Origin of the sequence: Pseudomonas sp. RIT-To-2, assembly GCF_029623465.1 — a bacterium.
GTDB classification, from domain to species: Bacteria; Pseudomonadota; Gammaproteobacteria; order Pseudomonadales; family Pseudomonadaceae; genus Aquipseudomonas; species Aquipseudomonas silvicola.
Genome location: NZ_JAPYKM010000007.1, coordinates 74,541 through 100,737 on the forward strand (window position 1 = coordinate 74,541; position 26,197 = coordinate 100,737).

24 protein-coding genes are annotated in these 26,197 nt (G+C 65.2%); 10 read left to right on the forward strand and 14 right to left on the reverse strand.

The features are described 5' to 3' along the window. Positions 1-39 precede the first annotated feature (39 nt). Positions 40-1,068, forward strand: coding sequence for a purine-nucleoside phosphorylase (locus tag QBK88_RS08580; protein WP_268142569.1), 1,029 nt, complete (start codon positions 40-42; stop codon positions 1,066-1,068). A 275-nt stretch (positions 1,069-1,343) separates the two neighbouring features. Here QBK88_RS08580 and QBK88_RS08585 read toward each other — a convergent pair whose 3' ends face one another. From QBK88_RS08585 to QBK88_RS08635, 11 genes are all read right to left on the reverse strand, one after another. Beyond that, positions 1,344-2,504: a prolyl oligopeptidase family serine peptidase gene (locus QBK88_RS08585; RefSeq protein ID WP_277961721.1), complete on the reverse strand. Its 1,161-nt coding sequence runs from the start codon at positions 2,502-2,504 to the stop codon at positions 1,344-1,346. Positions 2,505-2,525: 21 nt separating this feature from the next. Further along, positions 2,526-3,500, reverse strand: coding sequence for a VOC family protein (locus tag QBK88_RS08590; RefSeq protein ID WP_277961722.1), 975 nt, complete (start codon positions 3,498-3,500; stop codon positions 2,526-2,528). A gap of 260 nt (positions 3,501-3,760) precedes the next feature. Further along, positions 3,761-5,203 (reverse strand): carbohydrate porin, encoded by a 1,443-nt coding sequence (locus QBK88_RS08595; RefSeq protein WP_277961723.1) that lies wholly within the window; start codon positions 5,201-5,203, stop codon positions 3,761-3,763. 85 nt (positions 5,204-5,288) lie between these two features. Beyond that, entirely contained in the window at positions 5,289-6,527 is a 1,239-nt protein-coding gene (locus QBK88_RS08600) for an MFS transporter (protein WP_277961724.1), read from the reverse strand. A gap of 18 nt (positions 6,528-6,545) precedes the next feature. Beyond that, complete coding sequence (locus QBK88_RS08605) at positions 6,546-7,508, reverse strand: NAD-dependent epimerase/dehydratase family protein (RefSeq protein ID WP_277961725.1); 963 nt, start codon at positions 7,506-7,508, stop codon at positions 6,546-6,548. Between the two features lies 1 nt (position 7,509). After that, complete coding sequence (locus tag QBK88_RS08610; RefSeq protein WP_277961726.1) at positions 7,510-8,493, reverse strand: fumarylacetoacetate hydrolase family protein; 984 nt, start codon at positions 8,491-8,493, stop codon at positions 7,510-7,512. Then, positions 8,490-8,921 (reverse strand): VOC family protein, encoded by a 432-nt coding sequence (locus QBK88_RS08615; RefSeq protein WP_277961727.1) that lies wholly within the window; start codon positions 8,919-8,921, stop codon positions 8,490-8,492. Before QBK88_RS08615 ends, QBK88_RS08610 begins: the two co-directional genes overlap by 4 nt. Positions 8,922-8,932: 11 nt before the next feature. After that, positions 8,933-9,679, reverse strand: coding sequence for an SDR family oxidoreductase (locus QBK88_RS08620; protein WP_277961728.1), 747 nt, complete (start codon positions 9,677-9,679; stop codon positions 8,933-8,935). After that, a complete protein-coding gene (hisD, locus tag QBK88_RS08625) occupies positions 9,679-10,962 on the reverse strand; it encodes a histidinol dehydrogenase (RefSeq protein ID WP_268142584.1) in 1,284 nt (427 codons plus the stop codon). Before hisD ends, QBK88_RS08620 begins: the two co-directional genes overlap by 1 nt. A 32-nt stretch (positions 10,963-10,994) precedes the next feature. Further along, a complete protein-coding gene (locus QBK88_RS08630) occupies positions 10,995-12,011 on the reverse strand; it encodes an SMP-30/gluconolactonase/LRE family protein (RefSeq protein ID WP_277961729.1) in 1,017 nt (338 codons plus the stop codon). A gap of 15 nt (positions 12,012-12,026) precedes the next feature. Continuing rightward, on the reverse strand, positions 12,027-13,157 hold the full coding sequence (locus QBK88_RS08635) for an FAD-dependent oxidoreductase (protein WP_277961730.1): 1,131 nt from the start codon (positions 13,155-13,157) through the stop codon (positions 12,027-12,029). 1,529 nt (positions 13,158-14,686) lie between these two features. Between QBK88_RS08635 and codB the strand changes: the two genes are divergently transcribed. The 4 genes from codB to QBK88_RS08655 all read left to right on the forward strand — a co-directional run bounded on the left by codB (position 14,687) and on the right by QBK88_RS08655 (position 18,911). Further along, positions 14,687-15,946: a cytosine permease gene (gene codB / locus QBK88_RS08640; protein WP_277961731.1), complete on the forward strand. Its 1,260-nt coding sequence runs from the start codon at positions 14,687-14,689 to the stop codon at positions 15,944-15,946. Next, on the forward strand, positions 15,943-16,065 hold the full coding sequence (locus tag QBK88_RS08645) for a hypothetical protein (RefSeq protein ID WP_268151742.1): 123 nt from the start codon (positions 15,943-15,945) through the stop codon (positions 16,063-16,065). Before codB ends, QBK88_RS08645 begins: the two co-directional genes overlap by 4 nt. Continuing rightward, positions 16,062-17,303, forward strand: a complete 1,242-nt coding sequence (gene codA / locus QBK88_RS08650) for a cytosine deaminase (RefSeq protein ID WP_268142596.1) — start codon at positions 16,062-16,064, stop codon at positions 17,301-17,303. Before QBK88_RS08645 ends, codA begins: the two co-directional genes overlap by 4 nt. Positions 17,304-17,468: 165 nt before the next feature. Continuing rightward, the gene (locus QBK88_RS08655; protein WP_277961821.1) at positions 17,469-18,911 is read left to right on the forward strand and encodes an MFS transporter; all 1,443 of its coding nucleotides are present in this window, start codon (positions 17,469-17,471) and stop codon (positions 18,909-18,911) included. A gap of 40 nt (positions 18,912-18,951) precedes the next feature. Here the strand turns inward: QBK88_RS08655 and QBK88_RS08660 are convergent, their stop codons facing one another. Continuing rightward, positions 18,952-19,542, reverse strand: a complete 591-nt coding sequence (locus QBK88_RS08660) for an NUDIX domain-containing protein (RefSeq protein ID WP_268142597.1) — start codon at positions 19,540-19,542, stop codon at positions 18,952-18,954. A gap of 59 nt (positions 19,543-19,601) precedes the next feature. Beyond that, positions 19,602-20,567, reverse strand: a complete 966-nt coding sequence (locus QBK88_RS08665) for a LysR family transcriptional regulator (protein WP_277961732.1) — start codon at positions 20,565-20,567, stop codon at positions 19,602-19,604. A gap of 174 nt (positions 20,568-20,741) precedes the next feature. On the opposite strand from QBK88_RS08665, the gene QBK88_RS08670 reads away from it, so the two are divergent. The 5 genes from QBK88_RS08670 to QBK88_RS08690 all read left to right on the forward strand — a co-directional run bounded on the left by QBK88_RS08670 (position 20,742) and on the right by QBK88_RS08690 (position 25,864). Beyond that, positions 20,742-22,259, forward strand: coding sequence for an efflux transporter outer membrane subunit (locus QBK88_RS08670; protein WP_277961733.1), 1,518 nt, complete (start codon positions 20,742-20,744; stop codon positions 22,257-22,259). Then, entirely contained in the window at positions 22,256-24,268 is a 2,013-nt protein-coding gene (locus QBK88_RS08675) for an FUSC family protein (RefSeq protein WP_277961734.1), read from the forward strand. Before QBK88_RS08670 ends, QBK88_RS08675 begins: the two co-directional genes overlap by 4 nt. 13 nt (positions 24,269-24,281) lie before the next feature. Continuing rightward, entirely contained in the window at positions 24,282-24,482 is a 201-nt protein-coding gene (locus QBK88_RS08680) for a DUF1656 domain-containing protein (protein WP_268142603.1), read from the forward strand. 10 nt (positions 24,483-24,492) lie between these two features. Then, complete coding sequence (locus tag QBK88_RS08685; protein ID WP_268142605.1) at positions 24,493-25,353, forward strand: efflux RND transporter periplasmic adaptor subunit; 861 nt, start codon at positions 24,493-24,495, stop codon at positions 25,351-25,353. Positions 25,354-25,468: 115 nt separating this feature from the next. Then, complete coding sequence (locus QBK88_RS08690) at positions 25,469-25,864, forward strand: hypothetical protein (RefSeq protein WP_277961735.1); 396 nt, start codon at positions 25,469-25,471, stop codon at positions 25,862-25,864. A 26-nt stretch (positions 25,865-25,890) separates the two neighbouring features. Here the strand turns inward: QBK88_RS08690 and QBK88_RS08695 are convergent, their stop codons facing one another. Beyond that, entirely contained in the window at positions 25,891-26,112 is a 222-nt protein-coding gene (locus tag QBK88_RS08695) for a hypothetical protein (protein ID WP_277961736.1), read from the reverse strand. Between the last annotated feature and the right edge of the window lie 85 nt (positions 26,113-26,197).

A 26,197-nucleotide genomic window follows, 5' to 3' on the forward strand; every position in this document is an offset into this window, starting at 1 on the left:
TCCCACTTGAGCTGATCGCCCCCTGAAAAAGGACCTTTCATGCGCCACTTGCTTGCCCCCCTCACCGGCCTGGCCCTCGCCACGGCCGCCGCCACCAGCCCGGCTGCCGTCGCCGCGCCGTTGCAACCCAGGGTGATGCTGATCACCATGTTCGCCCCCGAGGCGAAGAACTGGATCGACCACCTGCAACTGACGGAGAAAGTCGCGGTGCCGGGCCTGTCCGCCGATTACCCCGACGTGCTGTGCAACCATCAGCAGGTGTGCCTGATGACCACGGGCATGGGCCAGACCAACGCCGCGGCCTCGACCCTGGCATTGGCACTGTCGAGCCAGTTCGACCTGCGCAAGACCTGGTTCGTGGTGGCGGGCATCGCCGGCATCAACCCCCATGAAGGCACGCTTGGCACACCGGCCTGGGCGCACTACCTGGTGGAGTTCGGCACGCAGTGGGAACTGGATTCGCGGGACGTACCCAAGGACTGGCCGACTGGCTACCTGGGCATCAACACCCAGAACCCCGGTCAGAAACCACCTTTGGACTACAAGACCGAGGTGTTCGAGCTCAACCCGGCGCTGCAGGCCAAAGCCTATGCCCTGTCACAGAAGGTGGCGTTGACGGAAAGCAAGGAATCGGCCGCCTGGCGTCAGCACTACCCGTACGCGCCCGCCAACCAGCCGCCGGTAGTGACCCGCTGTGACACCCTGGCTGGCAACACCTGGTACTCGGGCACACGCCTGAGCGAACGGGCCGAGGCCTGGACCAGGTTGCTGACCGACAACAAGGGCACCTACTGCACGACGCAGCAGGAAGACAACTCCACCTATGAAGCCTTGCTGCGGGCCAGCCGTATGGGCCGGGTGGATATCCAGCGCCTGGCGGTGATACGCGCCGGCTCCGACTTCGACCGCCCCTACCCTGGTTACAGCGAAGTCGACAACCTGCTCAAGTACGCCGACCAAGGCGGTTTCGTGCCCGCGCTGGACAACCTCTACCGCGCGGGCAACGCCCTGGTGCAGGACATCACCACACATTGGTCGCAGTGGCAGGCGGGCGTACCGGGTACGTGATCACCCACCCTGTGGCAACCTGCGAATCGGGAAGGCGGCACCGCGTATAGCCCTGCCCACCGCGGCGCACGGTCCCACAGGGGTAGCTGCGGTGTGTGTGTGTGTGTGGGTTTTCTGTGTGGGACCGGGCGAAGCTCGGGAAGAGCACGGCGCGGTGTTCCAGAAACACCGCGCCGTGCCCTTCCCGGGCAAGCCCGGTCCCACAGGGGTTGCAGGGGTTCGTGGAGGCTGGCCGAAGGCGGTGCACCTGCGGGATCGGCGATAGGGCCAATACGCTATTCCAGGCGGCCACCCAGGCGCTGCGCGACCCAGTCGGCGATCCAGGCGCCGGCGTTGGCGGTGTTGTCCAGGCTGCTGTGGTGGATGCCGCCTTCGCGCGGGGTGAAGATCTTCAGTTCACGGTCAGGGCTGTCGGTGAGCTGGTCGAATGATTGGTGCGCATAGGCCAGCGGGATCTGCCGGTCGGCCTCGCCATGGGTCACCAGGAACGGTACTTTGATGCGCTGCATCACGCCGTCCAGGTGGACGTGCTCGGCGATTGCCATGAATTCATCCATGTCGCTGGCGCCCCACACCCAGCGCACGTGTTCCCAGTAGTGCGGCACCGGCCGTTCACCTTCCCGCGCCAGACGGCGCTTCTGCACCTCGCCCCAGTTGTGGTTGGCGCCCCATACCACGCCCAACGCGAAACGTGGCTCGAATGCCACCGCCCGTGGGCAGTAGTAGCCGCCCAGGGATACGCCCAGCAAGCCGATGCGCGCCGGGTCGATGTCGGCGCGGGTCTGCAGGTGGTCCACTACCTTGCTCGCCCACACTTCGGTGTTCGCGACAGCGGTCATGCCATGCAGGCGCAGGGCCTCGCCGGTGCCCGGCTGGTCGAGAAACAGGCTGGCGATGCCGCGCCTGGCCAGCAACTGTGGAAATAGCCCGGCGCGGTAAACCATCTCTTTGGTGCTGTCCAGGCCATTGATGATCACCAGGCAGGGTGCTGGCCCCTGCGCACCTTCGGCCGGGGTGTAGAGGCCCGCCAGGTGGGCACCGCCGTAGGGTATTTCCACGCGCTGCAGTGGCTCACGGGACAACCGCGCGCCTTCGGCGAAGGTGCTCAGGAACTTGGCGTAAAGCGCCTTGCGCGGCGCATAGCCGTGGGCCTGCATGCGCTCTGCGGTGATGAAATACACCGCCGCCCGGTTGAACTTGTCACCGGCGCTCAACAGCCGGCCGGCGGCCTTGTCCTCTTCAGCCAGGGCCACCAGGTTATCGCCACCGGCCTCCCAGGCCGCGAGGAAAGCCTGGGTACCTTCGTCATCACCGCGCCTGGCGATGTCCACCAGTGGCCGGCACATGGCCTCGATCTCGCCGATCTTGCCGCCCATCTCGATGGCCGCCGCCACCGCCAGGCTCCACACGTAGTTGCTTTCGAAATACTGGAACATCGGTTGTTGTCCTTGTGCTGGTCAGCGGCGCATGGCCGGTTCTTCGCCCTGGTAGAAGGTCACGTCCCAGGGAATCTCGTCCTGCATGAACGCCGGCGGGTTGCCCATCCATTGCGCGGTGCCGAAGCGGAACTCCCACTCGCGGGGCACCCAGTTGTCGTCCAGGTAATCGGTGTCGGCACCGTATTCGGCCTCGCCGCCCGTGGGTGAATCGAAGTAGCAGAAGATCGCCGAGGCGATGCGGTGCCGGCCGGTACCCAGGAAGCCATGCTGCCAACCGCGACGGGTCATGTAGTTGGAGCCGACCATGACCTCGTCGAAGTCCTCGACACCGAAACAGGTGTGGTGGAAGCGCGGTACGCCTCCGGCGCCTGGGGCCTTGTTGTTAAGCAGGAAGGTGTTGTGGTGCTCGTTGGCGCCATCCGCGCGCAGGTAGGTACCCACACCCTTCTGGTGGTCGGAAAGACGGAAGTTCAGGCGGTCGCGGAAGAAGGCAAAGCTTGCCCAGTAATCGTCCACGGCGAACACCACGTGGTTGATGGTCTTGGGCCGCGCCCGCGTGCGCCACTTGCGATGCTGGTTGAGGCGGTTGACGTTGCCGGCGGCATTGATCGGGTCCGGGGCGTAGGTCGCCTTCTTGCGGCTGAACACCCGCAGGCCCAGGGCCTGGCCACAATCGCTGAGAAAGTGCCAAGCGCCGTCGTCGCCCAGACGCACGTCACGGTCACGGGCCAGGTCATCCACCAGGCGTCGCAGGTTGTCGGCGCTGTCCACGCCCCAGATGGTTTCCTTGACCCCGTAGCCTTCGTACCGCGACGCCGGAATGGAGGGGTGCTCCAGGGCACGAACGATAATGGTCGAGCCTTCGTCCAGGCGGTACAGGGTTTCCTCGGCGTTGGCGCTCAGGCGCACCAGGCCGAAATCGTCGAAAAAGTGCGAGGCCCGGGCCAGGTCCTCGACGCCGTACAGCAGGGTATCGATGCCGATGATGGCCATGTCAGGCCTCCTCGAAATTCAGGTAGCGATGCATTGTTGTTGTCCTTGTTGAACGCGGTTGCCAAGCCAGCGTACGAAGCTGCGGGCGTGGGCACCAATTGTTTGTCGGCATGGGATGTATCCATGCCGTGGATGGCTGCGAGCGCCGCGCACCAGCACCGCAAATACCCTGGCCGCGTCGGTGGCGCACGGTGTAGCGGGTACTTCGCCGCGGCTGATCGCTGCAGCTCCTTTGCAGGGTTGAGCAGCACTCTGCCGGGTCAGTGGTGGCTGTTGAGGCCAAGCAGTTCGTCGAACTGGATATGAAACAGCAGCCCGGCGGCGTAACCGTCCCGCGGGCTGATACCGGTGTAGGGGTTGAGCCAGGTACTGGCGCCCCAGGTGCGCAACAGGAAAGGGCTGACCACGATGCTGTCGGTCAGCACGAAGTTGGCGTCCACGGAGAGGCCGTATTCGTTGCGGCCAGGGCGGTAGTCACCACCCCCGGACGCGGCGTGCGCCTCTTCCAGGAAGCGCTGTTCACGCTCGGTCAATTGCGCCCAGTTGAGGTTCACCGAATAGCTGTCGAACGGCCGACTGCGAAACGGCGCCGACAGGATCAAGCCGGCGTTGCCCTGTGTGCCGACGCCATTGGCGGTGTCCTGATCCACGGTGTGAGTGAGACTGGCGTAAGCCGTCAGCGCCGTGGGGTTGAGGTCGCTGCCCTTGCCGCCGTCCCGGCGCCAGAAGGTCTTCTTCGCGCCCACATAGAAACCGCTGACCCCCTTGCTGGTGCGGGCAGCGGCGCTGCTGTCGCGGACCTTCGAGGTGCCGTTCACGGTGTAGTACGGGTCGGTCTGTTCGCCGTTGTTGTGAAAGCCCAACAGCTCATAGGTCTGCGGGTAGGCCTCCATGTGGTAGTCAGTGCGGTAGGCCAGGTTGGCCAGGTACAGGGTGCTCAGGGTGCCGCCGCTATCGCCCGTGGTACGCTCCCAGCCGTTGGTGAACGGGTAGGCATTGTTGCTGCGCCAGGCGCCTGCCTGGGCACGCAGGGCTGGGGTCAGGTCGTAACCGATGCGCGCGCCCCAGTTGGCGTAAGGCGGCGGGTTGATGCCCGCAGTGTCCTGGAGGATGGCGTTGACGCAGCCCAGCGGCACATTGCACAGCGGCAGGGCGAAATAGTTGCCCGCGTTGCTCTTGCCCACTTCGATGGCCAGCGTGTCGTCCAGCAGTTTCTGTTCATAGGTGAACAGGCTCAGGTGGCTGACCCGCGGGATGTACGGCCCCGGCTTGCCGGCAATGACATCGCCCACCTGGCTGCCGTAGGCCAGGTTGCTGGTCCAGGGTACGTACAACTGCTCGAAATGCAGCGTACCGCCAGGGATGCCCACCAGCTTGTCCAGGTCGAAGTCACCGCCCAGGGCAAATAGGGTCAGTGCCTCGTGGTTGCCGGTGCTCAGGCCCGCGCTGGGGTTGCGCAGGTAGATCTCGGTCATGGACAAGTGCGGGCTGATGCCCTGTTCGTTGAGCCACCTGCCCTGCTCGGCCAACAGCTTGTCGCTGGCCGCCGGCGCGTTGGGCTCGACATTGAGCACCCGTGGGCCGATCTTCTGGTTGGGGTATTCAGTGGCCATGGTGTCGGCCACCGGGCCTTGTTCATCGGCCATCACCGGGCCTGCCAGGGTGATCATCAGGGCACAGCCAACCGCCGCTCGCTGGGTCATGTTCGGTCTCTTTATTGTTGTTTTGAGGATGAGGCTGTCCGCCCCGGCGCGTGGGCGCACCGGGGTGTGTCAGGGGGTCAGGGGGTCAGGCATCTTCCAGGTTCACCGCCGCCAGGCTCAGGTCGCGGGTCTTGGCGCGCTTGAACAGGCTGGCGCCCAGGGCCGCGATGACCACCAGCACGCACAGGCCACCGGCCCAGCTCACGGTGGTGGCCAGGCTGCCGCTGGTCTTGGTCACCGCGACCACCAGCAAGGGGCTGAAGAACATGCCCAGGCAGTAACTGCCGTACCACATGCCGGTGCCCAGGCCGCGGCGCTGCCAGGGCAGCTCGCGCATGTTCCAGATGGCCAGGGTGGGCAGCATCAGGCCGCACCCCAGGCCGTTGATCAAGGCCACGCCCATGATGCCCTGCCAGCTGTGCATGGCTGGGATGGCGAGGAAGCTGGCGGCGATCAGGCCGAACGCCAACGCCAGGCAATGTGGGGTGCGCAGCCCGAGGCGCGCGAGCATGTGGACACTCAGGGTACCGATGACGATCATCACGCTGCACGCCGACGCCACCAGGCCAGCGGTCTGCGGCGAGTGCTCGCCGATGTCGCCCAGCAGGTAGGCCATCTGGATCTGCAGGATCATGAACATCACCGCGCCGATAAAGGTGACCAGGCAGATGCCGGCCAGCAACAGCGGACGAAAGCGCAGCGGTGCATTGGCGCCCTCTTCATCGGCCGCCATGCTCGCGGCCTGCGGTTCCCACAGCAGCGCTTTGCTGACCAGTGCCAGCAGCAGCGGCACGGCATAGACCACGTAAGGCGCACGCCAGCCGATCTCGCCCAGGGCGCCGCCGACCATGAAGAACACAATGGCCGACGCCGAGGCGAAAGTGGTCTGCAGCGCCAGGTATTTCTGCCGTTGCGCGCCACTGTAGTAATCACCGATGAGCAGGGTACTGACCGTCACCACCACCGACTCCACGCACCCCAGCGCCACGCGGCTGACGATGATGGCGTACAGCGAGTCGAGGAACATGGGCATCAGGCCGAAGATGCCGTAGCCGACGATGGACGCCACCAACAGGCGCTTGCGCCCATGGCGGTCGGCGAGAATGCCCACCACCGGGCTGAGCAATGCCACCAGCAGCCCCGGGACGGTCAGGGCCACGGGAATGAGGAACTCGACGTTGGGCACCGCGGCGAAGTGCGCCTGCATCTGCGGCAGGCTGGGCGCCACCACGATCGCCGCCATGGGCGACAGGCAGTTGATCAACAGCAGCAGGTAGGTGGCGAACGTTGCCTTGGACTGGGTGATGCGAGTGGGAGCGTTCATGGCCTCTCCGGATTATTGTTATAAAGGTAAAACGTCAACCGTCCGTGGCAGTGTGTTGGCGATCAGCGCTTCCAGGCTGCCATCATGGCGCAAACCCAACGCTTCGGCGGCTTCGGCGCGCAGTGGTGGGTAGCGACCGAAGTTGGCTTCAAGGTGCGCGTCAGGCGCGTAGCTGACCTGTGCCCGACGGTTCTCGCCAAAACGCGCGCACAGCCCATCGATCAATTGCGCCATGCTCAGGTGCAGCACCGGCAAGGCGAACACCCGCCGCGGCCGCAGGGCTTCGGCCGGCAGCCGGGCGGCATGCAGAAGGTTGTCCACGCACCGCGCCGCCGACATCCACCAGGCCTGCGCCGCTGGCGACACCGGGCACACGAATGGCTCGCCCGCCTTGAGTTTCCAGAACATCTCGCTCATGAACGCCGACAGCAGACCCGACGGCTGCGGTGGCCGGGCGACGATACCCGGCAAGCGCAGGCTGATGCCGTCCACCCAGCCACGGCGGCTGAAGTCTTCGACCAGCAGTTCGCCCATGATCTTCTGGGTGGCATAGCTCAGTTGCGGGTGCAGCGGCGTGTGGTCGTCAACCGGCTGCAGCAGGGGCGAACCGTACACGGCGATGGTGCTGGCGAACACCACCCGCGCCGGCCGCACCTGGCCCTTGAGGCCTTCGAGCAGGGCCAGGGTGGCATCCAGGTTCACCCGCCTGCCCAGGCCATAGTCACGCTCGGCCAGCCCGCCAGGCACGCTGGCCAGGTGGAAGGCGATGTCGACCGGCGTTTCCAGCGCGTCGGCCAACAGGCGGGGGTCGTCCAGGCTGCCAGCCAGGGCGCGAACCCGGGGGTCGTGGCACGGGATATCGAAGCCGAGGTCCAGGAGGGTCAACCGGGTCCAGCCCGGCAGGGCCCCGGGGCTGTTCAGCAGCCGCTGCACCAGGGTCGCGCCGACAAAGCCGTTGGCGCCGGTGATGAGGATGTGCATGTCAGGCCTCCGCCGCCACGAATCGATGGTCGATGGCGCCGAACACGCTGACACCATCCAGGCCGAAGATCTCGAAGCGCAGGCGGTCGCCGAACTTGAGGAATGGCGTGCTGGCGGCGCCCTGCTCGATGGTTTCCACGGCCCGGCGCTCGGCCAGGCACGCGGAGCCCGTCACCTTGTACTCGCGGTTGGAGAAGGTCCCCGACCCCAGGACAGTGCCAGCGCCCAGCTTGCGCGTACGGGCCAGGTGCATCACCAATTCCGGAAAGCTGAAGTCCATCTCGCTGCCATTGGGTTCGCCGAAGCGCTCGCCGTTGCACTGCACGTGCAGGGGCAGCTTGACCCGTCCTTCGTGCCAAGCCCCGCCCAGTTCGTCCGGGGTTACTGCCACCGGGGCGAACACCGTGCTGGGTTTGGCCCGCAGCGGGCCGAAGCCGATGCTCACTTCCTTGAACAGGTGAGCGCGCAGGCTGACGTCGTTGAGCAACATCAGCAACTTGATGTGCCCGGCGGCTGCGGCAGGCTGCACGCCCATGGGCACGTCATCGAGCACCACGGCCACCTCCCCTTCGAAATCGATCTGATGCGCTTCACCGGGCACCGGGTAGTCGTCATGGGCCCCCATGAAGTCGTCGCCGGCGCCCTGGTAGATGATAGGCACGCCAGGGTCTTTCCTGATGTCCAGATTGTACGCACGCTCCATCAGCATACCGTGGTTGAGAAACGCCGAGGCGTCGGCCCACTGATAGGCCCGTGGCAGGGGCGCCATGGCCTCGCGTGGCTCGAAATCGAACGCCTGGCCCGCGTCCCCGCGGTTCAGCGCCACCGACAGTTGCTGCAGCAAGGGCTCGCACCTCGCCCAGTCTTCGATCGCTGCCTGCAGGGTGGCGGCGATGCCAGTGGCGAGCACGGCACGACGCAGGTCGCGGGACACGACCACCAGGCGGCCGTCACGGCTGCCGTCTTTGAGGGTTGCCAGTTTCATGGGTGTACTCCTTGTTCCGGCCACAAGGCAGGAAATTGAATGAGTTCCAGCAGGTTGCCGCTGTTGTCGCGCAAAAAGCCCATGGGCGTGCCACCGATGACATTCTCGAAGACAATATCGGCGCCCTTGCCGCGCAATTCGGCAAACGCCGCCAAGGCGTCCTGCACCGCGAAGCACAGATGCTTGTGGCCGTGGGTACGCAGGTCCAGGTGGGGCTCGCGGCGCTCGGGCGGCAGTGCGTTGGCCTGCTCCAGCTGGAACAGTTCGATGCGGTAGTCGCCACAGCGGATAAACGCGATGTGCGCCGGGATCTGCTCGATAAAGGCACGGCTTTCCACTTCGAACCCGAGCATCAGCCGGTACCAGCCGATCGACTCGTCCAGGTTCGGCACGCTGATACCGCCATGGTGGGGCTTGATCGCGAACATGGGCGCCCTCCTCAGCTCAGCGGCCGCCCGCCATCCACAGGGATGACGGCGCCAGTGGTAAAGGTCAGGTGCGTGGCCAGGGCCACCACCGCGCGAGCAACTTCCGCCGCCAGCGCCAGGCGCCCCAGCGGCGTGCGCGCGGCCTGCTCGTCACGCCAGGCCTGGGCCAGGCCCTGGACGAACTCGGTGTCGGCCAGCCCCGGCGCCACCGACACCACCCGCACCTGGGGCGCCAGGGCACGGGCCAGCGACCGGGTGAGGTTGTCGACCGCTGCCTTGGACGCGCAATAGGCAATATTGCTGCCCATGGCGGTGCGCGCGGCAATGGAGCTGATGTTCACCACCAGACCGTCGCCACTGGCCTTGAGCAGCGGCGCCAGGGCGCGCACGCAGGCAATGGGGCCTCGCACGTTGGTGGCCAGGATGCTGTCTATCAGTACGTCGTCCAGGCTGTCGAGATCGGCGTGAGTGACAAAGCGCGTGGTACCCGCGCAGTTCACCAACAGATCGCAGCGGCCAAAGTGGTCCTGCACCGTGGCGGCCAGCCGCCCCAGGGCGGCGCTGTCGGTGACCGGCGTGGCCACGGCCAGGTGGCCATCCCCCGGCAGTTCGGCTAGCAGCGCGTGGGCCGCGTCGGCACGGCGGTTATAGCCGACCACGACCCGCGCACCGGTTTGGGCCAAGGCAGCGCATATCGCCCCACCCAACCCGCCCGTGGCGCCAGTGACCACGGCCACCTTGCCTTCCAGGGCCTTCATCACAAGGCCTTCTTCAGGCGGCGCACACGAATGTCGGCCTGTTCCTTGTGCCCGGAAAAATGCTCCAGCGCGCACAGGCGCGAGCACACTTCACCGATGGCCACGCTGGCCTCGTCGGTGAGTACGCGCTGGTAGGTATGGGTCTTGATGAACTTGCCCACCCACAGCCCGCCGGTGTAGCGCCCGGCGCCCATGGTCGGCAAGGTATGGTTGGTGCCGATCACCTTGTCGCCATAGGAGACATTGGTGCGGTGCCCCAGGAACAGGCCACCGTAGTTCGTCATGCGCGCCAGGAACCAATCAGGGTCGCGGGTCATCACCTGCACGTGCTCGGAGCAGATGCGTTCGGACTCGGCCAGCATCTCTTCATCGCTGTCGCAGAGGATGATCTCGCCATAATCGCGCCAGGCCACACTGGCAATGGGCGCGGTGTCCAGGCGGGCCAGCACTTTCTCGAGGGCCGCCGGCAGTTCCTCGGCGATGCGCGTGCTGGTGGTCACGCAGAACGCCGGCGAAGTCGGGCCATGCTCGGCCTGGCCGAGCAGGTCGACGGCCACCAGTTCAGCGTCCACCGTGTCGTCGCAGATGACCATGGTCTCGGTAGGCCCGGCGAACAGGTCGATGCCCACGCGGCCGTACAACTGGCGCTTGGCTTCGGCCACATAGGCGTTGCCCGGGCCGACGATCATGTCCACCGCGGCGATATGCTCGGTGCCCAGGGCCATGGCGGCCACGCCCTGCACACCGCCCATCACATAGATTTCATCGGCACCGGCCAGGGCCATGGCGGCGATGATCTCGGGCGAAGGCTTGCCATCGAACGGCGGCGCGCAGGCGATCACGCGCTTCACCCCAGCCACCTTGGCGGTCAGCACGCTCATGTGCGCCGAAGCCAGCAGCGGGTACTTGCCGCCAGGGATATAGCAGCCCACGGAGTTCACCGGAATGTTCTTGTGCCCCAGCACCACACCGGGCAGGGTCTCCACCTCCACGTCGCGCAACGACATCAGCTGGATCTGGGCGAAACGGCGAATCTGCGCCTGGGCAAACTTGATGTCCTCGATCGCCTGGGGTGACAGGCTGTCGATGCAGGCCTGAATTTCTTCCTGGCTCAGGCGCAGGCTGGCAGGGTTCCAGCGGTCGAACTGTTGCGAATACTCACGCACGGCCGCCTCGCCACGCAGCTCGATGGCCTTGATGATCTGCTCGACGGTGTCACGTACCTGGGCGTTGAGTTCGGCCTTCTGTTCGGCCGGTTTGCCTTTCTTGAGATGACGGATCATGGGTCGGTTCCTTAGTGTTCCTGGATTCTGGTTCAGCGCCAGTGGATCAGCGGTTGGCCGGCCACCGGGGCCTGGAAGAAGGGAATGCGCGTACCTTGCAGGCTGCCCAGGTACACCGTGCGCAAGTCCGGGCCGCCGAAGCTGATGCTGGCCATCCACGGCGCCAGGGTGCCGTGGGCCGCCTGCATGATCGACGGGGTGAGGGTCTTGGCGTGGTAGTGGCGGTTGAGCTCGGCGGTGGCTTCAGGGTTGCTGTCGTCCAGCAGTGTCAGCACTTCGCCCTGCGGGGTCAGGGCGATGAGCTTGTCGGTCATCACCAGGGTCACCCACAGGTTGCCGAAGCAGTCGAAGGCAAACCCGTCGGGAAAGCCTTCCAGCTCCGCAGGGCCGAACACCTCGCGGTCGCTCAGCGAACCATCGGCGTTCAGGCGCAGGCGGCTGATGCGCCGCGCGTTGCTTTCCACCACGTACAGCCACTCTTCGTTGTCATCAAAGCGAATTTCGTTGGTGCCACCAAAACCCTCGGCGACGATGCGGATGCCCTTGTCGTCGATCACCCCGATGTAGCCGTCCAGCACGCCCGAATTGATCGAATCGGTCCACGGTTGCATCGTCGTGGTGACGGTGAACCAGATACGCCCCTGCCGATCTCGCAGGGGAAAATTGGTCTTGCCCAGCGGCTTGCCGTCAAGCTGGTCGAACAGCACCTGGACATTGCCCTGGCGATCGAGTTTTTCGATGCGGTCCAGGCCCCAGTTGCAGATGATGAAGTCACCCTGCTCGGTCAACGCCAGGCCATTGGGCAGCGAGGCGCCCTGGGACTGCACATAGCGCGACTCGAAGGATGCATCGTCACTGACCGCCTGCCTGGGCGCGACCAGGGTCTGTTCGCCGTCGAGGGCGATGTGCATGACCCCGCCACGAGCGTCGGCGGCCCACAGACTGCCGTCAGGCTGGGCGATGATGCATTCGGGCCGTTGCAGGTCGCGGCCGATGAAGCCGATGGCGTCTCGGTCCACTTGCCAGCCTTTGAGAGGGTTGTGGTTCATCCGTTGCATTCCTTATCAGATGGGCTGGGCGACGACGTTGATCATCTGCGCCATCAAGCCGGTGAAGTCGGCGTCGGCGCTGGGGCGTTGTTCCCATTCGCCGATCTGCACCGAGCCTTCATTGATGAACTTGCAGCGCTCGAAGCGCCGCGCCATGAAGCCTTCCAGCACCTGGCCCAGGCTCAGGCCGGCGGTGCCACACAACTCGCCCAGCACCACCGCGTCCTCCACCGCCTGCGCCGCGCCCTGGCCCATGTGCGGCGTGGTGGCGTGGGCGGCATCGCCAATCAGCAGCACCCGGCCGCGATACCAGGGCGCGGGCACCAGCAAGGCTTCCAGCGGGCGGTACACCACCTGGCTGTTGTCGGTGATCTGCTCGCGCAGTTGCGGCACCAGGCCGCCATAGCCATCCAGGCGCTTGCGAAACTCGGCGGCCAGGGTGTCCGGGGCAAAGAACGGGTTGCCGGGCTCCTCGAACACCGACAGCACATACAGGCTGTCTTCGGTCAGTGGCGTATAGCCGGCCTTGCCGCCGGGCTTGCCTTCGAACATGTGCGACCACAGCAGGTCCTTGGGCCGCGGCAGGTTGTAGCGCCACACGCCCTGGCCGGTGAAACGCGGCCTGTACGCTTCGCCGAACACGGTGGTGCGGACTTTCGAGTACACGCCGTCGGCGCCCACCACCAGGTCATAGCTGCCGCGGGTGCCGTCGGTAAAGCGCACCGCCACCTGTTCGGTGCTCTGTTCGATGTCAGTGAACGTCAGGCCCAGGCGCAGGTTGGCCCCGCTGTCGGCGACCGCGTCCAGCAGCACCTTGTGCAAGGCGGGCCGAGTGAGGCCAAGGTTGGCCGGGTAGTGCTGGCCGGCCAGTTGCGCGCCACTGAGTTCAGCCTTGACCTGGCCCTGCTGGTTGCAGATACGCAGGCCCTTGTAGGGAAACCCGGCGGCCACGGCGGCGTCGGCAATGCCCAGCTGGGCCATGGCGCGGATGCAGTTGGCCTGCACCACGATGCCCACGTGGTAGACCTTGGCCTGGGGGCTGATCTCGACGATATCGACCTCCACCCCGGCATTGCGCAGGGCAATGGCGGCACTCAGGCCACCAATACCGGCGCCGACGATCAGCACTTTTGCGATGTCGCTCATCAAGCATTCCTCATGCAACCAATAAAATCCGGGCGGCAACACACGCGACGGCGTGGCGCCTGCCTGTGGGAACAGCGAAAGGGCAATCAGGTGGGGGGTAACGACGAAGGGCACGGCATGGGGATGTCTCCAGTCTTGTTGTTATGGTTAGCGGCCTGGTGGGGGGTGCCGGCCGGCTATGGAGCTACCTTAGAGATCGGCAAGCCATGCCGGAAATTGTTTGTTGGCATACGAGGCATTTGTGCGGTGGATGGATGCAGTGCGCACTGCCGGGGTGCGATGGCGCCGCAATTTGAGGCACGCGGCGCGAAAGAGCGTTTTCTGTGGCGTTTGCTTTTGCTTTTGCTGTGGCTTTTGCTGTGGCTTTTGCTGTGGCTTTTGCTGTGGCCTTTGATCTTGCTGTTGATCTACCGCCCCTTTAAGCGCCTGGGCCACCTTCCGGCGTCGACCAGGGGGCTGCCCGCAGGGCCCGAGGCTTCAGCCGAGGAACGGCCCCGGCAAGCTTCTATAGCCGGGGCCGTTTGCCCCCTGGTCGGCGTCGGAAGGTGGGTACCCGGAGCGCAGCGCAGGGCCCCAGCAGGGGCGAGCCCTTTTTGGTTACTTTTTGGGGCGACTGCCAAAAAGTGACTCGCCGTAAGGGCGAAACCGTCGGTGGGCGCGCCCAACCCATTGGATATGTGTGCAATCCCTTTAGAAGCGTGGCTTTTCATTAGAAGCGTGGCTTTTCAACCTGAGTACATATCCGAAGGGATTGGGGGCCCAACTGGCGGTTCCGGCCTTACGCCGGCTCACTTTTTTTCAGACGACAAAAAAAGTAAGCAAAAAAGTCTCGCCCCTGCTGGGGCCCTGCGCTGCGCTCCGGGTCCCCTTCTTCCGGCGCCGACCAAAGGGCAAACGGCCCCGGCTATAGAAGCTTGCCGGAGCCGTTTCCTCGGCTAAAGCCTCGGGCCCTGCGGGCTGCCCTCTGGTCGACACCGGAAGAAGGCCCAGGCGCTTTACGGGGCGGCACATCAAAAGCAAAAGCAAAAGCAACATCAAAGGCAACGTCAAAGGCGGGATCAAAAGCCAAGGCGCGGCCGCCCTCACAGCGCAGCGTTGCTTCTGCTGTGGCTTTTGCTTTTGCTGTGGCTTTTGATCTTGCTGTTGATCTACCGCCCCTTTAAGCGCCTGGGCCACCTTCCGGCGTCGACCAGGGGGCTGCCCGCAGGGCCCGAGGCTTCAGCCGAGGAACGGCCCCGGCAAGCTTCTATAGCCGGGGCCGTTTGCCCCCTGGTCGGCGTCGGAAGGTGGGTACCCGGAGCGCAGCGCAGGGCCCCAGCAGGGGCGAGCCCTTTTTGGTTACTTTTTGGGGCGACTGCCAAAAAGTGACCCGGCGTAAGGCCGGAACCGTCCGTGGTCGCGCCCAACCCATTGGATATACGCACGATCCCCCGAGAAGCACAGCACCAGCAACAGCGCCCTGCTGGCAGACTGGCCCGCAACTTGCTCCTTCCACGCCATACACCCCTGACCGCGCATGGAGCCAGCCAATGAATTCAACCAGCGAATACCCCCTGAGCGAAACCCCACGAGAAACCCGCAAAGGCCTGTTGTCCATCGCCATGGTCCTCTTCAGCTTCACCTTCTTCACCGGCACCATGTTCGCCGGCGGCAAACTGGGCCTGGCCTTCGGCGTCAGCGACATGCTGTGGATCGCTTTTTTCGGCAACAGCCTGCTGGCCTTGTACGCCGCCAGCCTGGGCCTGATCGCCGCACGCAGCGGTCTGAACACCGTACTGATGGGGCGCTTCTGCTTCGGCGAGGTAGGCAGCCGCCTGTCCGACTGTCTGCTGGGCTTCGCCGAATTGGGCTGGTACGCATGGGGCACGGCCACCGTGGCCATCGTGCTGGTCAAACTGCTGGACCTGCCCCCCAGCCTGACCCTGCCGCTGATGGTGCTGTTCGGCTTCGGTTTCTGCCTGACCGCACTGGTGGGCTACAAGGGCCTGGATGTGCTGTCGCGCATTGGCGTGCCGCTGATGTTCTGCCTGCTGGCAGTGTCCATGGTCATCGCTACCCGCACCATTGGCGGCTGGCAAGGCCTCAGCGCGGTACTGCCGCAACAGGCCATGAGTGTATCGGCAGCCATCACCATGGTCTTCGGCACCTTTGCCAGCGGCGCCACACAAGCCACCAATTGGACGCGCCTGGCCCGCAGCGGCCGCGTCGCGGTGGTGGCCAGCATGGTCAGCTTCCTGGTGGGTAACGGCCTGATGATCGTCGCCGGCGCCTGGTGCGCCATCGTCTACCAACAGGCTGACATCGTTGAGGTGATGATGCTGCAGGGCCTGTCGTTCGCCGCCGTGGTCATGCTGTGCCTGAACCTGTGGACCATCCAGGGGCCGACCATTTACAACGTCTCGGCCGCCGCCTGCCACCTGCTGCGCAGCGAACGCCGGCGCACCATGACACTGGCGGCCGCGGCCATCGGCGTGATGCTGGCCATCGGAGGCATGTACGAATGGTTGATCCCCTTTCTGATCCTGCTGGGCTCTATCATTCCACCCATTGGCGGGGTGATCATGGCTGACTTCTGGGGCCGCCACCGCGGAAAGTACCCGCGCCTGGCCGACGCACGCCTGCCGCGCTTCAACCTGGCCGGGCTGGCGGCTTATGCAGTGGGCGCGGTGGCGGCCTATAGTTCGCCGTGGGTCGCACCGCTGGTGGGCATCGCCGCCTCCGCCGCCAGCTACCTGGTGCTGCTGTACCTGAGCGGCCAGCACACGCCACAATTGCAGGAGGACCTGTGAGCCTGACCATTGAACCGCTCAGCGAGCAGTCGCTCGATGAGGCCTTTTTCCGCCTGAATGCTTCGGTGGCGCCGCGGGTATGGCGCATGGCCGAGGCCCAGCTCAAGGACCGACCATGAACATCATCAACGCCACCCTGCGCAAACGTCAGGGCCTGTTCACCGTGACGTGCGACGGCGCAGCGATCAGCGCCATCACCGCTCAGGCTGCCCCTGTCACTGCCCGTCCGGGTGACATCGACGCCCACGGCCAGTTACTGATCGCGCCGCTGGTGGAGCCCCACATTCACCTGGACGCCACCCTCACCGCGGGCGAGCCGGAATGGAACATGAGCGGCACCCTGTTCGAAGGCATCGAGCGCTGGGGCCAACGCAAGGCAACCATTACCCACGAAGACACCAAACAGCGGGCCCACACCACCATCCGCATGCTCGCCGAACACGGTATTCAGCACGTGCGCACCCATATCGACGTCACCGACCCGACGCTCGGTGCGCTCAAGGCCATGCTTGAGGTGCGCGAGGAAGCCCGCCACCTGATCGACCTGCAGATCGTCGCCTTTCCTCAGGAAGGCATCGAGTCGTTCGACAATGGCCGCGCACTGATGGAGCAAGCCATCGACATGGGCGCCGACGTGGTGGGCGGCATTCCGCATTTTGAAAACACCCGGGAACAGGGTGTCAGCTCGATCAAGTTCCTGATGGACCTGGCCGAACGTACCGGCTGCCTGGTGGACGTGCACTGTGATGAGACCGACGACCCCAGCTCACGCTTCCTCGAGGTGCTGGCCGAGGAAACTCGGGTACGCGGCATGGGCAGCCGGGTCACCGCCAGCCACACCACGGCCATGGGCTCCTACGACAACGCGTATTGCTCGAAATTGTTCCGGCTGCTCAAGCGCTCGGGCCTCAACTTCGTTTCCTGCCCCACCGAGAGCATTCACCTGCAAGGCCGCTTCGACACCTTCCCCAAACGCCGCGGCGTGACCCGCGTGGCCGAGCTGGACCGTGCCGGCATGAATGTGTGCTTTGGCCAGGACTCGATCAAGGACCCTTGGTACCCATTGGGCAATGGCAACATCCTGCGGGTACTGGATGCCGGGTTGCACATCTGTCACATGATGGGTTTTGAAGACCTGGCCCGCAGCCTGGACCTGGTGACCGACAACAGCGCCCGCACCTTGAACCTGGGCGAGCGTTATGGCGTCGAGGTGGGCCGACCGGCGAACCTGGTGGTGCTGGATGCAGAGAACGATTACGAAGCGGTGCGGCGCCAGGCCAAGGCGCGGGTGTCGATTCGTGGGGGGAAAGTACTGATGACGCGAGTACCGGAGCGGGTGGTTTTCGAAGGGGTTTGAGGGGTGTCCAGTGATTGAATCCACAGATCTGTGAACAGGGAACGCTTTGGGTGGCATGTGGGTAGCAGATGCCTGTCGCGGTTTTTATCAAGCTTCGCTGGGGCATGACATGATGTTTTTGGGTCCTTGAGATCGAGCGCCGTCGGCAAAACCCTGTTACAAAAGCTGTCGTCACAGGCAAACTACCCCCCTGGCCACACAAGGAACCCCACAGTGCCCGCCGAACGCACCCCGTCCGCCACCTGGATCGCCCTCCTGGTCGCCGTGACCTTCTTCATGGAAAACCTCGACGCCACGGTGATCAGCACCGCGTTGCCGCAGATAGCCGAGCAATTCGGCAAGGCCCCCGTTGACCTGAACATCGGCATCAGCGCCTACCTGCTGGCGGTGGCCATTTTCATTCCGCTGTCGGGCTGGGTCGCTGACCGGTTCGGCACCCGACGGGTGTTTTCCCTGGCCATCAGCCTGTTCACCCTGGCGTCGTTATGGTGCGGCCTGAGCCACAGCCTTGAGAGTTTCGTCGCCGCGCGGGTGCTGCAAGGCATCGGCGGCGCGATGATGGTGCCGGTCGGGCGCCTGGCGGTGCTGCGCACTACCGAGAAGAAAGACCTGGTGAAGATGATCGCCGTGATTACCTGGCCCGGCCTGGTGGCGCCGATTCTTGGCCCGCCCTTGGGGGGGCTGATCGTGACACACGCGTCCTGGCCCTGGATTTTCTATGTCAACCTGCCCCTTGGCCTGATCGCCCTGGCCTGGGCCTTGTGGATGGTGCCAAAAGGCACCGCTGAAAATACCCGCCCCTTCGACAGCCTTGGCTTCCTGCTGCTGGCCGGTGCCTGCGCGGCGCTGATGCTGGGCCTGGAGTGGCTGGGCGGCAGTGAACACCTGGGAACCGGCATCGCCTTGCTGCTGGGGGGCGCGGTGCTGGCGGTGCTCGCCATTCGCCATTGCCGTCGCCATCCAACCCCCTTGCTGCCCCTGGGCCCAGTGAGTATCGACACCTTCCGCGTCAGCATATTTGGCGGTTCACTGTTTCGCGTGGCCATCAGCGCCCTGCCGTTTCTGCTGCCTCTGCTGTTCCAGGTAGGCTTCGGCTTTTCTCCGGTGTATGCCGGTACCCTGGTGCTGGCGGTGTTCGCGGGCAACCTGGCGATGAAGCCCTTCACCACGGCGATCATGCGCCGCTTCGGTTTCCGGCAGGTGCTGTTGGTCAATGGCCTGATCGGCGTGGCCTCCATCGCGGCCTGCGCGCTGTTCAGCGCCGACACCCCCTGGCCGATGGTGGCGCTGGTGCTGTTCATTGGCGGCCTGTCGCGGTCGATGCAATTCACCTGCTACAACTCCATCGGCTTCGCCGACGTGCCCAAGGATCGCATGAGCGAAGCTTCAACCCTGTTCAGCATGTTCTTCCAACTGGGCATGGGTGTGGGCGTGGCTGCGGCGGCGCTGTTGGTGCGCCTGTCCATGAGTGTCCAGCACCATGCGGCCCACGCCCAGCCCAGCGACTTTCGCGTGGCGTTCATCGGCATCGCCGTGCTGGGCCTGATCGCCCTGGTGGACGCGGTGAAACTGCCCAGCCAGGCCGGGGCTCAGGTGCTGCAGCGCTGAAAGGCAGCGCTGGTGTGCTTGTGCCTGAGCATGGCGGCGATCAGCAGCGGCGGCCTGGCATGATGCGCAGTTCCAGGTACTGCAACAGCATGATGGTCTTGCCGTCGTTGATCTGGCCGTTGCTGACCATGGCCAGGGCTTCGTCGAAGCCCAGCTCCAGCACTTCGATGTCCTCACCCTCCTGTTCCAGACCGCCACCGGCATTGACCCGGTCGCGGTCTTCGTACTCACCGATGAAAAAGTGAATGCGCTCGGTGACCGCGCCGGGGCTCATGAAGGCGTCGAAGATCTTCTCCACTGCCTTGACCCGGTAGCCGGTCTCCTCCTCGACTTCCAGGCGGATGCGCTCCTCGGGACTGGCGTTGTCCAGCAGACCGGCAGCGGTTTCGATCAGGAAACCATCGCTGCCGTTGAGAAAACACGGCAGGCGGAACTGGCGCACCAGCACCACCGTGCGCCTGGCCAGGTTGTAGAGCAGGATGGTGGCGCCGTTGCCGCGGTCGTACACCTCACGGGTCTGGGTCTGCCAGCTTCCATCGCGGCGGCGCAGGTCGAAGGTGTATTTGTTCAGCAGGTACCAGTTGTCCGAGAGCAGCACCTTGCCTGTGATGCGGATGGGGCTGTCAGCCATGGGAGGCCCTTTTCAGTGAGATGTCAGGGGCGCAGGGTCACCCGCCCGAGCGACGTTCGTCAACCCGTGACATCGGCATGCGTCCCGCGCTCGTCCACCTGCGCATTCAAATCGCTCTCCTCCTCCGCCAGCGCCTGGGGCAACGAGGCGCGCAGGTGCTCGACCCAGGTGCGGATCTTGGCGTCCAGGTACAGCCGTGACGGGTAGATGGCGTACAGGTTCAGGCGCTGCAGCCGGTACCCCGGCAGTACCCGCTTGAGCTCGCCGTTGCGCAGGCCGTCGATGGCCGAGTAGCTGGGTAGCACGCCTATGCCCATGCCGCTGCGAATGGCCACGCGCATGGCATCGATGGCATTGACCTGAAACGGCGTGGCCCGCAACGCGGCCACCACCGGGCCGTCCGGACCTTCGAACTGCCAGCGGTTGTCCGGGTAGGCGACGCTGCTCATCAACAGGCAGTCATGGTTTTCCAGTTCGGCCGGTGTCTGTGGTGCACCTCGGCGCTGCAGGTAACGCGGCGCGGCGCACAGCACGCTGTAGATGGTGCCCAGGCGTTGGAAAATGTAGCCCGAGTCGGGCAACTGCGCCGCCAGCACGATGGACACGTCGAAGCCGTCTTCGATCAGGTCGGGCACGCGGTTGCTCAGGTGCAGGTCGAAGCTCACCTCGGGGAAGCGTTCGCGGTAGTCGGCCATGGCCTCGATCACGTAATGCATGCCGATGCCGGCCATGGCGTGCACCTTGAGGCTGCCGGCGGCGTAGTCCTGGGTGGCTTCCGCTTCGGCCTCGGCCTCGGCCACCGAGGCCAGGATGCTTTCGCAGCGCTGGTAATAGCGCTTGCCCGCCTCGGTCATGGCGATGCGCCGGGTGGTGCGGTTGAGCAGCCGCGTGCGCAGGTGGGTTTCCAGGTTCGACACCGCCCGGGACAGGTTGGCGGTGGTGGTGTTCATCTGTTCGGCGGCCAGGGTGAAGCTGCCGGTCTGGGCCACCGCTACGAAGGCGCGCATGTATTGGAAGATGTTCATCGTCGCCTCTGCAAAAACAAGGATGGGGCCGTGATGCCGCGTGTGAGAGCCGGTGGCAATTATAAAATTAATTACAACAAACAATCATGTTTTGTTGCGTTTATTGCATGGATCGTCACCCGGTAAAATCCTTCCCCATCCAGACTCAACGGGCATACCGGGGATTGACCAGCGGTGAAACGAACTTTTGCAACCTGTGCATTACCCCTCGCGGTACTGACATTCACGTTAACAATCAGCGGTTGCATCAGCACCCACGGCATCGCCCCTCACAGCCAAGCCCTGGCAGCCAACCAGTTGCAGACCGACGCGGCCATTGCCCACGCCAGCAGTGACGCCCACTGGCCGGCCGAGCGCTGGTGGCAGGCCTACGGTGATACCCAGCTGAATGCCTGGGTCGAGGATGCCCAGCGCAACAGCCCGACCCTCGCCGAAGCCGCTGCCCGCGTGCGCCAGGCCAAGGCGCTGGCCGGCGTGACCGAGGCCAATGAAGCGCCACAGCTCAACGCCAAGGCGTCGATCACCCGGCACAAATGGCCCACTGACAATTACTACGGCCCCGGTGAACTGGCCGACGTCACCAATTTCGACAACAACGCCGCCCTGGGCCTGAGCTACTCGCTGGACCTGTGGGGCCGCGAACAGAGCGCCACGGAACAGGCGCTCGACAGCGCCCATGCGGCCGCCGCGCAAGGCCGCGCCGCGCAACTGGAACTGCAAGGCAACATTGTGCGCAGCTATATCCAGTTGTCCGAACAATACGCCCAGCGCGACATCCTGCAGGCGCTGCTCACCCAGCAACAACAGATTCTGGACCTGGCGCAGAAACGCTTTGACCATGGCATCGGTACCCAGCTGGAAGTCAGCCAGGCGCAAACCTCGTTGCCGGAAACCCGCCGCCAGATCGACAGCCTCGACGAATCCATCGCCCTCACCGGCAACCAGCTCGCCGCCTTGGCCGGCAAAGGGCCCGGCGCCGCACACCTGTTGCAGCGCCCTGCCCTGGCCCTGGCGGCGCCTCTGCCCCTGCCCGCGCATTTGCCGGCGCAATTGCTGGGCCAGCGCCCCGACGTGGTCGCCAGCCGCTGGCGGGTCAACGCCCAGGCCCGGGGTATCGAAGTGGCCCGCGCCGGCTTCTACCCGGATGTCGACCTGAGCGCCAGCCTGGGCTTCAGCGGCACTGGCGGTGGGGTGCTGGAATTCCTGACCGCCAACAAGCTCGGTGGCAGCGTGGGCCCGGCCCTGAGCCTGCCGATTTTCGACGGTGGTCGCCTGCGTGCCCAGCTGGGCGAAGCGTCGGCGGGCTATGACGTGGCCGTGGCCCAGTACAACCAGACGCTGGTGCGAGCCCTCAAGGACATCAGTGACCAACTGATTCGCCGCAGCTCCATGGACAACCAGGCCGGGCTCGCCGACCAGGGCGTGGCCGCGGCCCAGCGCAGCTACGACATCGCCAGGGTAGCCTTCCAGCGTGGACTGACCGGCTACCTGGACGTACTGAACGCCCAGACCCAGCTGTTCCGTGAACAGCAGATTCAGCAGCAAGTACAGGCCGCACGCCTGCAGACCCAGGCGTCCCTGGTGATCGCTCTGGGCGGTGGCGTGCACGCCGGCAGCGACAGTCCCGACCCGGCCCGCGCGCAACCGGCCAAACCGGGCCTGGCGCTGCTGCGCGGGGAGCAGGCGCCATGAGCCTGGCCTCGGACTGGCGCCCGGCCTTGCAGGCTTGGGCGCAGCGTGACGGCGTCACCTGGATCTACCTGTTCAAGCTGCTGACCGCCGCCTTCCTCACCTATTGGGTGGCGCTGCGCCTGGAACTGCCGCAGCCCTCCACCGCGCTGGTCACGGTGTTCATCGTGATGCAGCCGCAGAGTGGCCCGGTGATCGCCAAGAGCGCCTGGCGCCTGCTGGGCACACTGCTGGGCCTGGTCGTGGTGGTCGCCCTTATCGCCCTGTTCGGCCAGCACAGCGATGTGTTTCTCGGCTGCCTCGCCCTGTGGGTCGGGCTGTGCTGCGGCCTGTCGGCGCGCTATCGAAATTTTCAGGCCTACGCCTTCGTGCTCACGGGCTACACCGCCGCCATCGTCGGCGTACCCGCCTTGGCTCATCCCGAGGGCGTGTACCTGTCCGCGGTATGGCGTGCCGTCGAGATCGGCCTGGCGGTGATCTGCAGCGGCGTGGTCTCGGCCGTGATGTTCCCGCAGAGCAGCCGCTCCGCCCTGCGCGCGCTGCTGGGCAAACGCCTGGGCAGCTTCGCCGCGTTCGCCGCCGACAGCCTGCAGGGGCGCCTCGCCGAGGGCGCGTTTGCCCAGCACAACCGGCGGTTGGTGGCCGAGGCCGTGGGCCTGGAAAACCTGCGCAGCGTCACCGTGTTCGAAGACCCCCTGACCCACTGGCGCAGCGGCCGGCTGAGCCGCCTGAACAGCGAATTCATGCAATGCACCACGCGCTTCAACGCGCTGTACCAGCAACTTGAACGCCTGCGCCATGAGGCCCCCATTGCCTGGCTTGACCTGCAACCGGCGCTGGCCGGGCTGAACAGCCTGCTGGAGGACTACCGTGACCAGCCCCTGGACAGCGCCAGCGCGGTGCCGCTGGTGGCGCGCCTGGAAAAACTGCAGGCCATGACCGCCGAACGCCTGGCGCAGTTACCCGCCACCCTGCACCAGCAGGACCTGGATACCGCCGGCGAGTTGCTGATGGGCCTGCTGCACGAACTGCATGACTACGCCCAGACCCATGCCTCCCTGGCCAGCCACCGCCACCCGCGCGAGCAATGGGCCGTGGGCTTCACCCCGCGCACCAACCTGTGGGTGTGCGTCGCCTCGGGTGTGCGCGGTTTCATCACCGTGGCGCTGGCGGCCAGCTTCTGGCTGGCGACCGCCTGGCCCAGCGGCATCAGCCTGATGATTTCCGCCGCCGCGGGCATCAGCCTGACCGCCTCCACACCCAATCCATGGCGCGCCGGGGTGCAGATGGGCCTGGGTGTAGTTCTGAGCAGCGTGGTGGGTTTCATCGAATACTTCCTGGTGTACCCGCACATCGACGGCTTCGCGCTGCTGTGCTTTGTGTTGGCGCCGGCGCTGCTGCTGGGTGGGTTTCTGACCACCCGGATGTCTACCATGGGGATCGGGCTGGGGTTTCTGATTACCTTCGCCTCGGGCTCGATCCCGGCCAACCTGACGGTCTATAACCCGTCGGGCTTCATCAATGACTGCATCGCCAACATCCTGGCTTTCGGCCTCTGTGCCATCGCCGGCGCGGTGGTGCTGCCCACCAACGCGCCATGGGCCTGGCGCCACCTGCACCAGGACCTGCGCCGCCAGGTCGGCTTTGCCGTCCATGGCAACCTCAAGCACCTGCGCCAGCGCTTCGAAAGCCGCACCCGCGACGTGCTGCAACACGCCACGTCGCTATCGGCGGCGCGCCCGGCGGTACAGGACAACCTGCTGCAATGGGCCCTCAGCGTGCAGGACGTGGGCCACGCATGGGTACGCCTGCGTGAACTGGGGCAGGCCCCGGCGGCCGTTGGCGAAGCGTTGACGCGGCTGTTCGAACGCCCTGCCCAGGGCCGCCGAAGCGACGCGCTGCAGGCGCTGGACCAGGCATTGGACCAGCAGCCGACGCAACCGGCGGCCGCCTACCTGCACTTTATCCGCAGCGCCCTGCTCAACCCACGCTCGCCCTTGGCCCAGCTGTGACCCGGAGTCGACCATGCCCCGCGAACTGATGTTCCTCGAACTCTACCTGCCCACGCTGCTGTTTTTGCTGGGTGCCGGCGCGTTGCTGACCTGGTTGCTCGACCGGCTGCTGATCGCCCTGAACCTGTACCGCTTCTTCTGGCATGCCCCGCTGGTGCGCCTGAGCCTGTTCATTTGCCTGTTCAGCGCCCTGGCGCTGAACGTTTACCGTTGAGACCGCCCCGATGAAAAAACTCTTCAGCGTGGTGGCCACCCTGTTGGTGGTCGCCGTTGCCGCCTTGCTCGGCCACACCTTGTGGGACCATTACATGGCCCAGCCCTGGACCCGCGATGGCCGTGTGCGCGCCGACATCATCAACGTCGCGCCTGATGTCAGCGGCGTAGTAGTAGCCGTGCCGGTGCACGACAACCAGTTGGTGAAGAAGGGCGATGTGTTGATGCGCATCGACCCCGCGCACTACCAGGTGGCGGTGGCCCAGGCCAAGGCCCTGGTCGCGTCGCGCAAGGCCACCTGGCAGATGCGCGAGGTGAATGCCAAGCGCCGTGCCGACATGGACAACCTGGTGGTGTCCAAGGAAAGCCGCGAAGACGCTGGCAACACCGCCAGCGCCGCCGAGGCCGATTACCAGCAGGCCCAGGCGCAATTGGCCGCCGCCGAGTTGAACCTGAGCCGCACCGAGGTACTGGCGACCGCTGACGGCTACGTCACCAACCTCAACGTGCACCCCGGCGACTACGCCAAGGTGGGCGAGGCGAAAATGGCCGTGGTCGACCGGCATTCGTTCTGGGTGTATGGCTATTTCGAGGAGTCCAAGCTGCCCAACGTGCACGTGGGTGACCCGGCGCAATTGCAGATGATGAGTGGCGAGGTGCTGCAAGGGCATGTGGAGAGTATTTCGCGGGGCATTTACGACCGCGACAACCCCGAAAGCCGCGAGCTGGTGGCCGACGTCAACCCGACGTTCAACTGGGTGCGCCTGGCCCAGCGGGTGCCGGTGCGCATTCACCTGGACGCGGTGCCGGAGGACAGGGTACTGGCCGCGGGGACGACCTGCACGGTGATCATCACGCCTGCTGCGTCTTGAGGCCCCCACACGCCATATCTCACTGCGGGCGCGGCTTTGCACCAGCCCGCAAAGGGACTAGCATTCCCTGCGCCTGGCAGGACCGCCGGTTGTTCATGTGATGGGGAGCAACACCATGAGATATTCAGGGATGGTCGTGGCCTTGTTGGCCAGCACCGTCGCCAGCGGTGCGCCGCTGAACAAGATGGACGAATTGAACCTCAAGTGCGAAAAGGAAAAGACGTCGCTGTTCAGGAACAATAACGGCACACCCTCGTGCGACCACCTGGCGAGGATCCAGAGCGATTACGAAGCGCGCACCGCCGCCCTGACCGCCGACCTGCGCCAGCGCTGCGACAAGGAACAAACCTCGCTGTTTCGCGACAACAACGGCACGCCCTCCTGCGACCGCCTGGCCCAGGCCCTGCGCGACCGTGCCAGCGGCCCGGTGGGCGACAGCTTCCACTACAGCCCGGAGCGCGGCAAATACTGCTACTTCAACGAGGCCGACGAACCGACGTCCTGCCCGTGAGCAGGGCGATGCATACCCTCTGCACACTATGCCTGCGCTGGGCCTGCTGCGCCCCGGCCGGCCAGCTCGCGGCGCAACCGCGCTATTTCATTGCTGTCGCTGCCATGCATGGTCACCAGCGCCGCGATCCGCTGGCGGCAGGCGCGCAGCTCGGCGTTGGTTTCATCCAGCTCGTTGCTCAACAACAGGCACTGGTGCTCCAGCAGCTCCAATGGCGAAGGAAACGGCGCTGGGTCAGGGAAATTCATGAGGTCATCGGTCATGAGCATAAGGTTGCCAAGTGTGGAGTACAAATGTTCTCCGCACAGAATACCGCCAACCACTGGATGGATC

Bases quoted from the DNA above. Each gene is read 5' to 3' on its own strand.
- QBK88_RS08580 (WP_268142569.1), top strand. From the start codon at position 40: ATGCGCCACTTGCTTGCCCCCCTCACCGGCCTGGCCCTCGCCACGGCC.
- QBK88_RS08585 (WP_277961721.1), bottom strand. From the start codon at position 2,504: ATGTTCCAGTATTTCGAAAGCAACTACGTGTGGAGCCTGGCGGTGGCG.
- QBK88_RS08590 (WP_277961722.1), bottom strand. From the start codon at position 3,500: ATGGCCATCATCGGCATCGATACCCTGCTGTACGGCGTCGAGGACCTG.
- QBK88_RS08595 (WP_277961723.1), bottom strand. From the start codon at position 5,203: ATGACCCAGCGAGCGGCGGTTGGCTGTGCCCTGATGATCACCCTGGCA.
- QBK88_RS08600 (WP_277961724.1), bottom strand. From the start codon at position 6,527: ATGAACGCTCCCACTCGCATCACCCAGTCCAAGGCAACGTTCGCCACC.
- QBK88_RS08605 (WP_277961725.1), bottom strand. From the start codon at position 7,508: ATGCACATCCTCATCACCGGCGCCAACGGCTTTGTCGGCGCGACCCTG.
- QBK88_RS08610 (WP_277961726.1), bottom strand. From the start codon at position 8,493: ATGAAACTGGCAACCCTCAAAGACGGCAGCCGTGACGGCCGCCTGGTG.
- QBK88_RS08615 (WP_277961727.1), bottom strand. From the start codon at position 8,921: ATGTTCGCGATCAAGCCCCACCATGGCGGTATCAGCGTGCCGAACCTG.
- QBK88_RS08620 (WP_277961728.1), bottom strand. From the start codon at position 9,679: ATGAAGGCCCTGGAAGGCAAGGTGGCCGTGGTCACTGGCGCCACGGGC.
- hisD (WP_268142584.1), bottom strand. From the start codon at position 10,962: ATGATCCGTCATCTCAAGAAAGGCAAACCGGCCGAACAGAAGGCCGAA.
- QBK88_RS08630 (WP_277961729.1), bottom strand. From the start codon at position 12,011: ATGAACCACAACCCTCTCAAAGGCTGGCAAGTGGACCGAGACGCCATC.
- QBK88_RS08635 (WP_277961730.1), bottom strand. From the start codon at position 13,157: ATGAGCGACATCGCAAAAGTGCTGATCGTCGGCGCCGGTATTGGTGGC.
- codB (WP_277961731.1), top strand. From the start codon at position 14,687: ATGAATTCAACCAGCGAATACCCCCTGAGCGAAACCCCACGAGAAACC.
- codA (WP_268142596.1), top strand. From the start codon at position 16,062: ATGAACATCATCAACGCCACCCTGCGCAAACGTCAGGGCCTGTTCACC.
- QBK88_RS08660 (WP_268142597.1), bottom strand. From the start codon at position 19,542: ATGGCTGACAGCCCCATCCGCATCACAGGCAAGGTGCTGCTCTCGGAC.
- QBK88_RS08665 (WP_277961732.1), bottom strand. From the start codon at position 20,567: ATGAACATCTTCCAATACATGCGCGCCTTCGTAGCGGTGGCCCAGACC.
- QBK88_RS08675 (WP_277961734.1), top strand. From the start codon at position 22,256: ATGAGCCTGGCCTCGGACTGGCGCCCGGCCTTGCAGGCTTGGGCGCAG.
- QBK88_RS08680 (WP_268142603.1), top strand. From the start codon at position 24,282: ATGCCCCGCGAACTGATGTTCCTCGAACTCTACCTGCCCACGCTGCTG.
- QBK88_RS08685 (WP_268142605.1), top strand. From the start codon at position 24,493: ATGAAAAAACTCTTCAGCGTGGTGGCCACCCTGTTGGTGGTCGCCGTT.
- QBK88_RS08690 (WP_277961735.1), top strand. From the start codon at position 25,469: ATGAGATATTCAGGGATGGTCGTGGCCTTGTTGGCCAGCACCGTCGCC.
- QBK88_RS08695 (WP_277961736.1), bottom strand. From the start codon at position 26,112: ATGAATTTCCCTGACCCAGCGCCGTTTCCTTCGCCATTGGAGCTGCTG.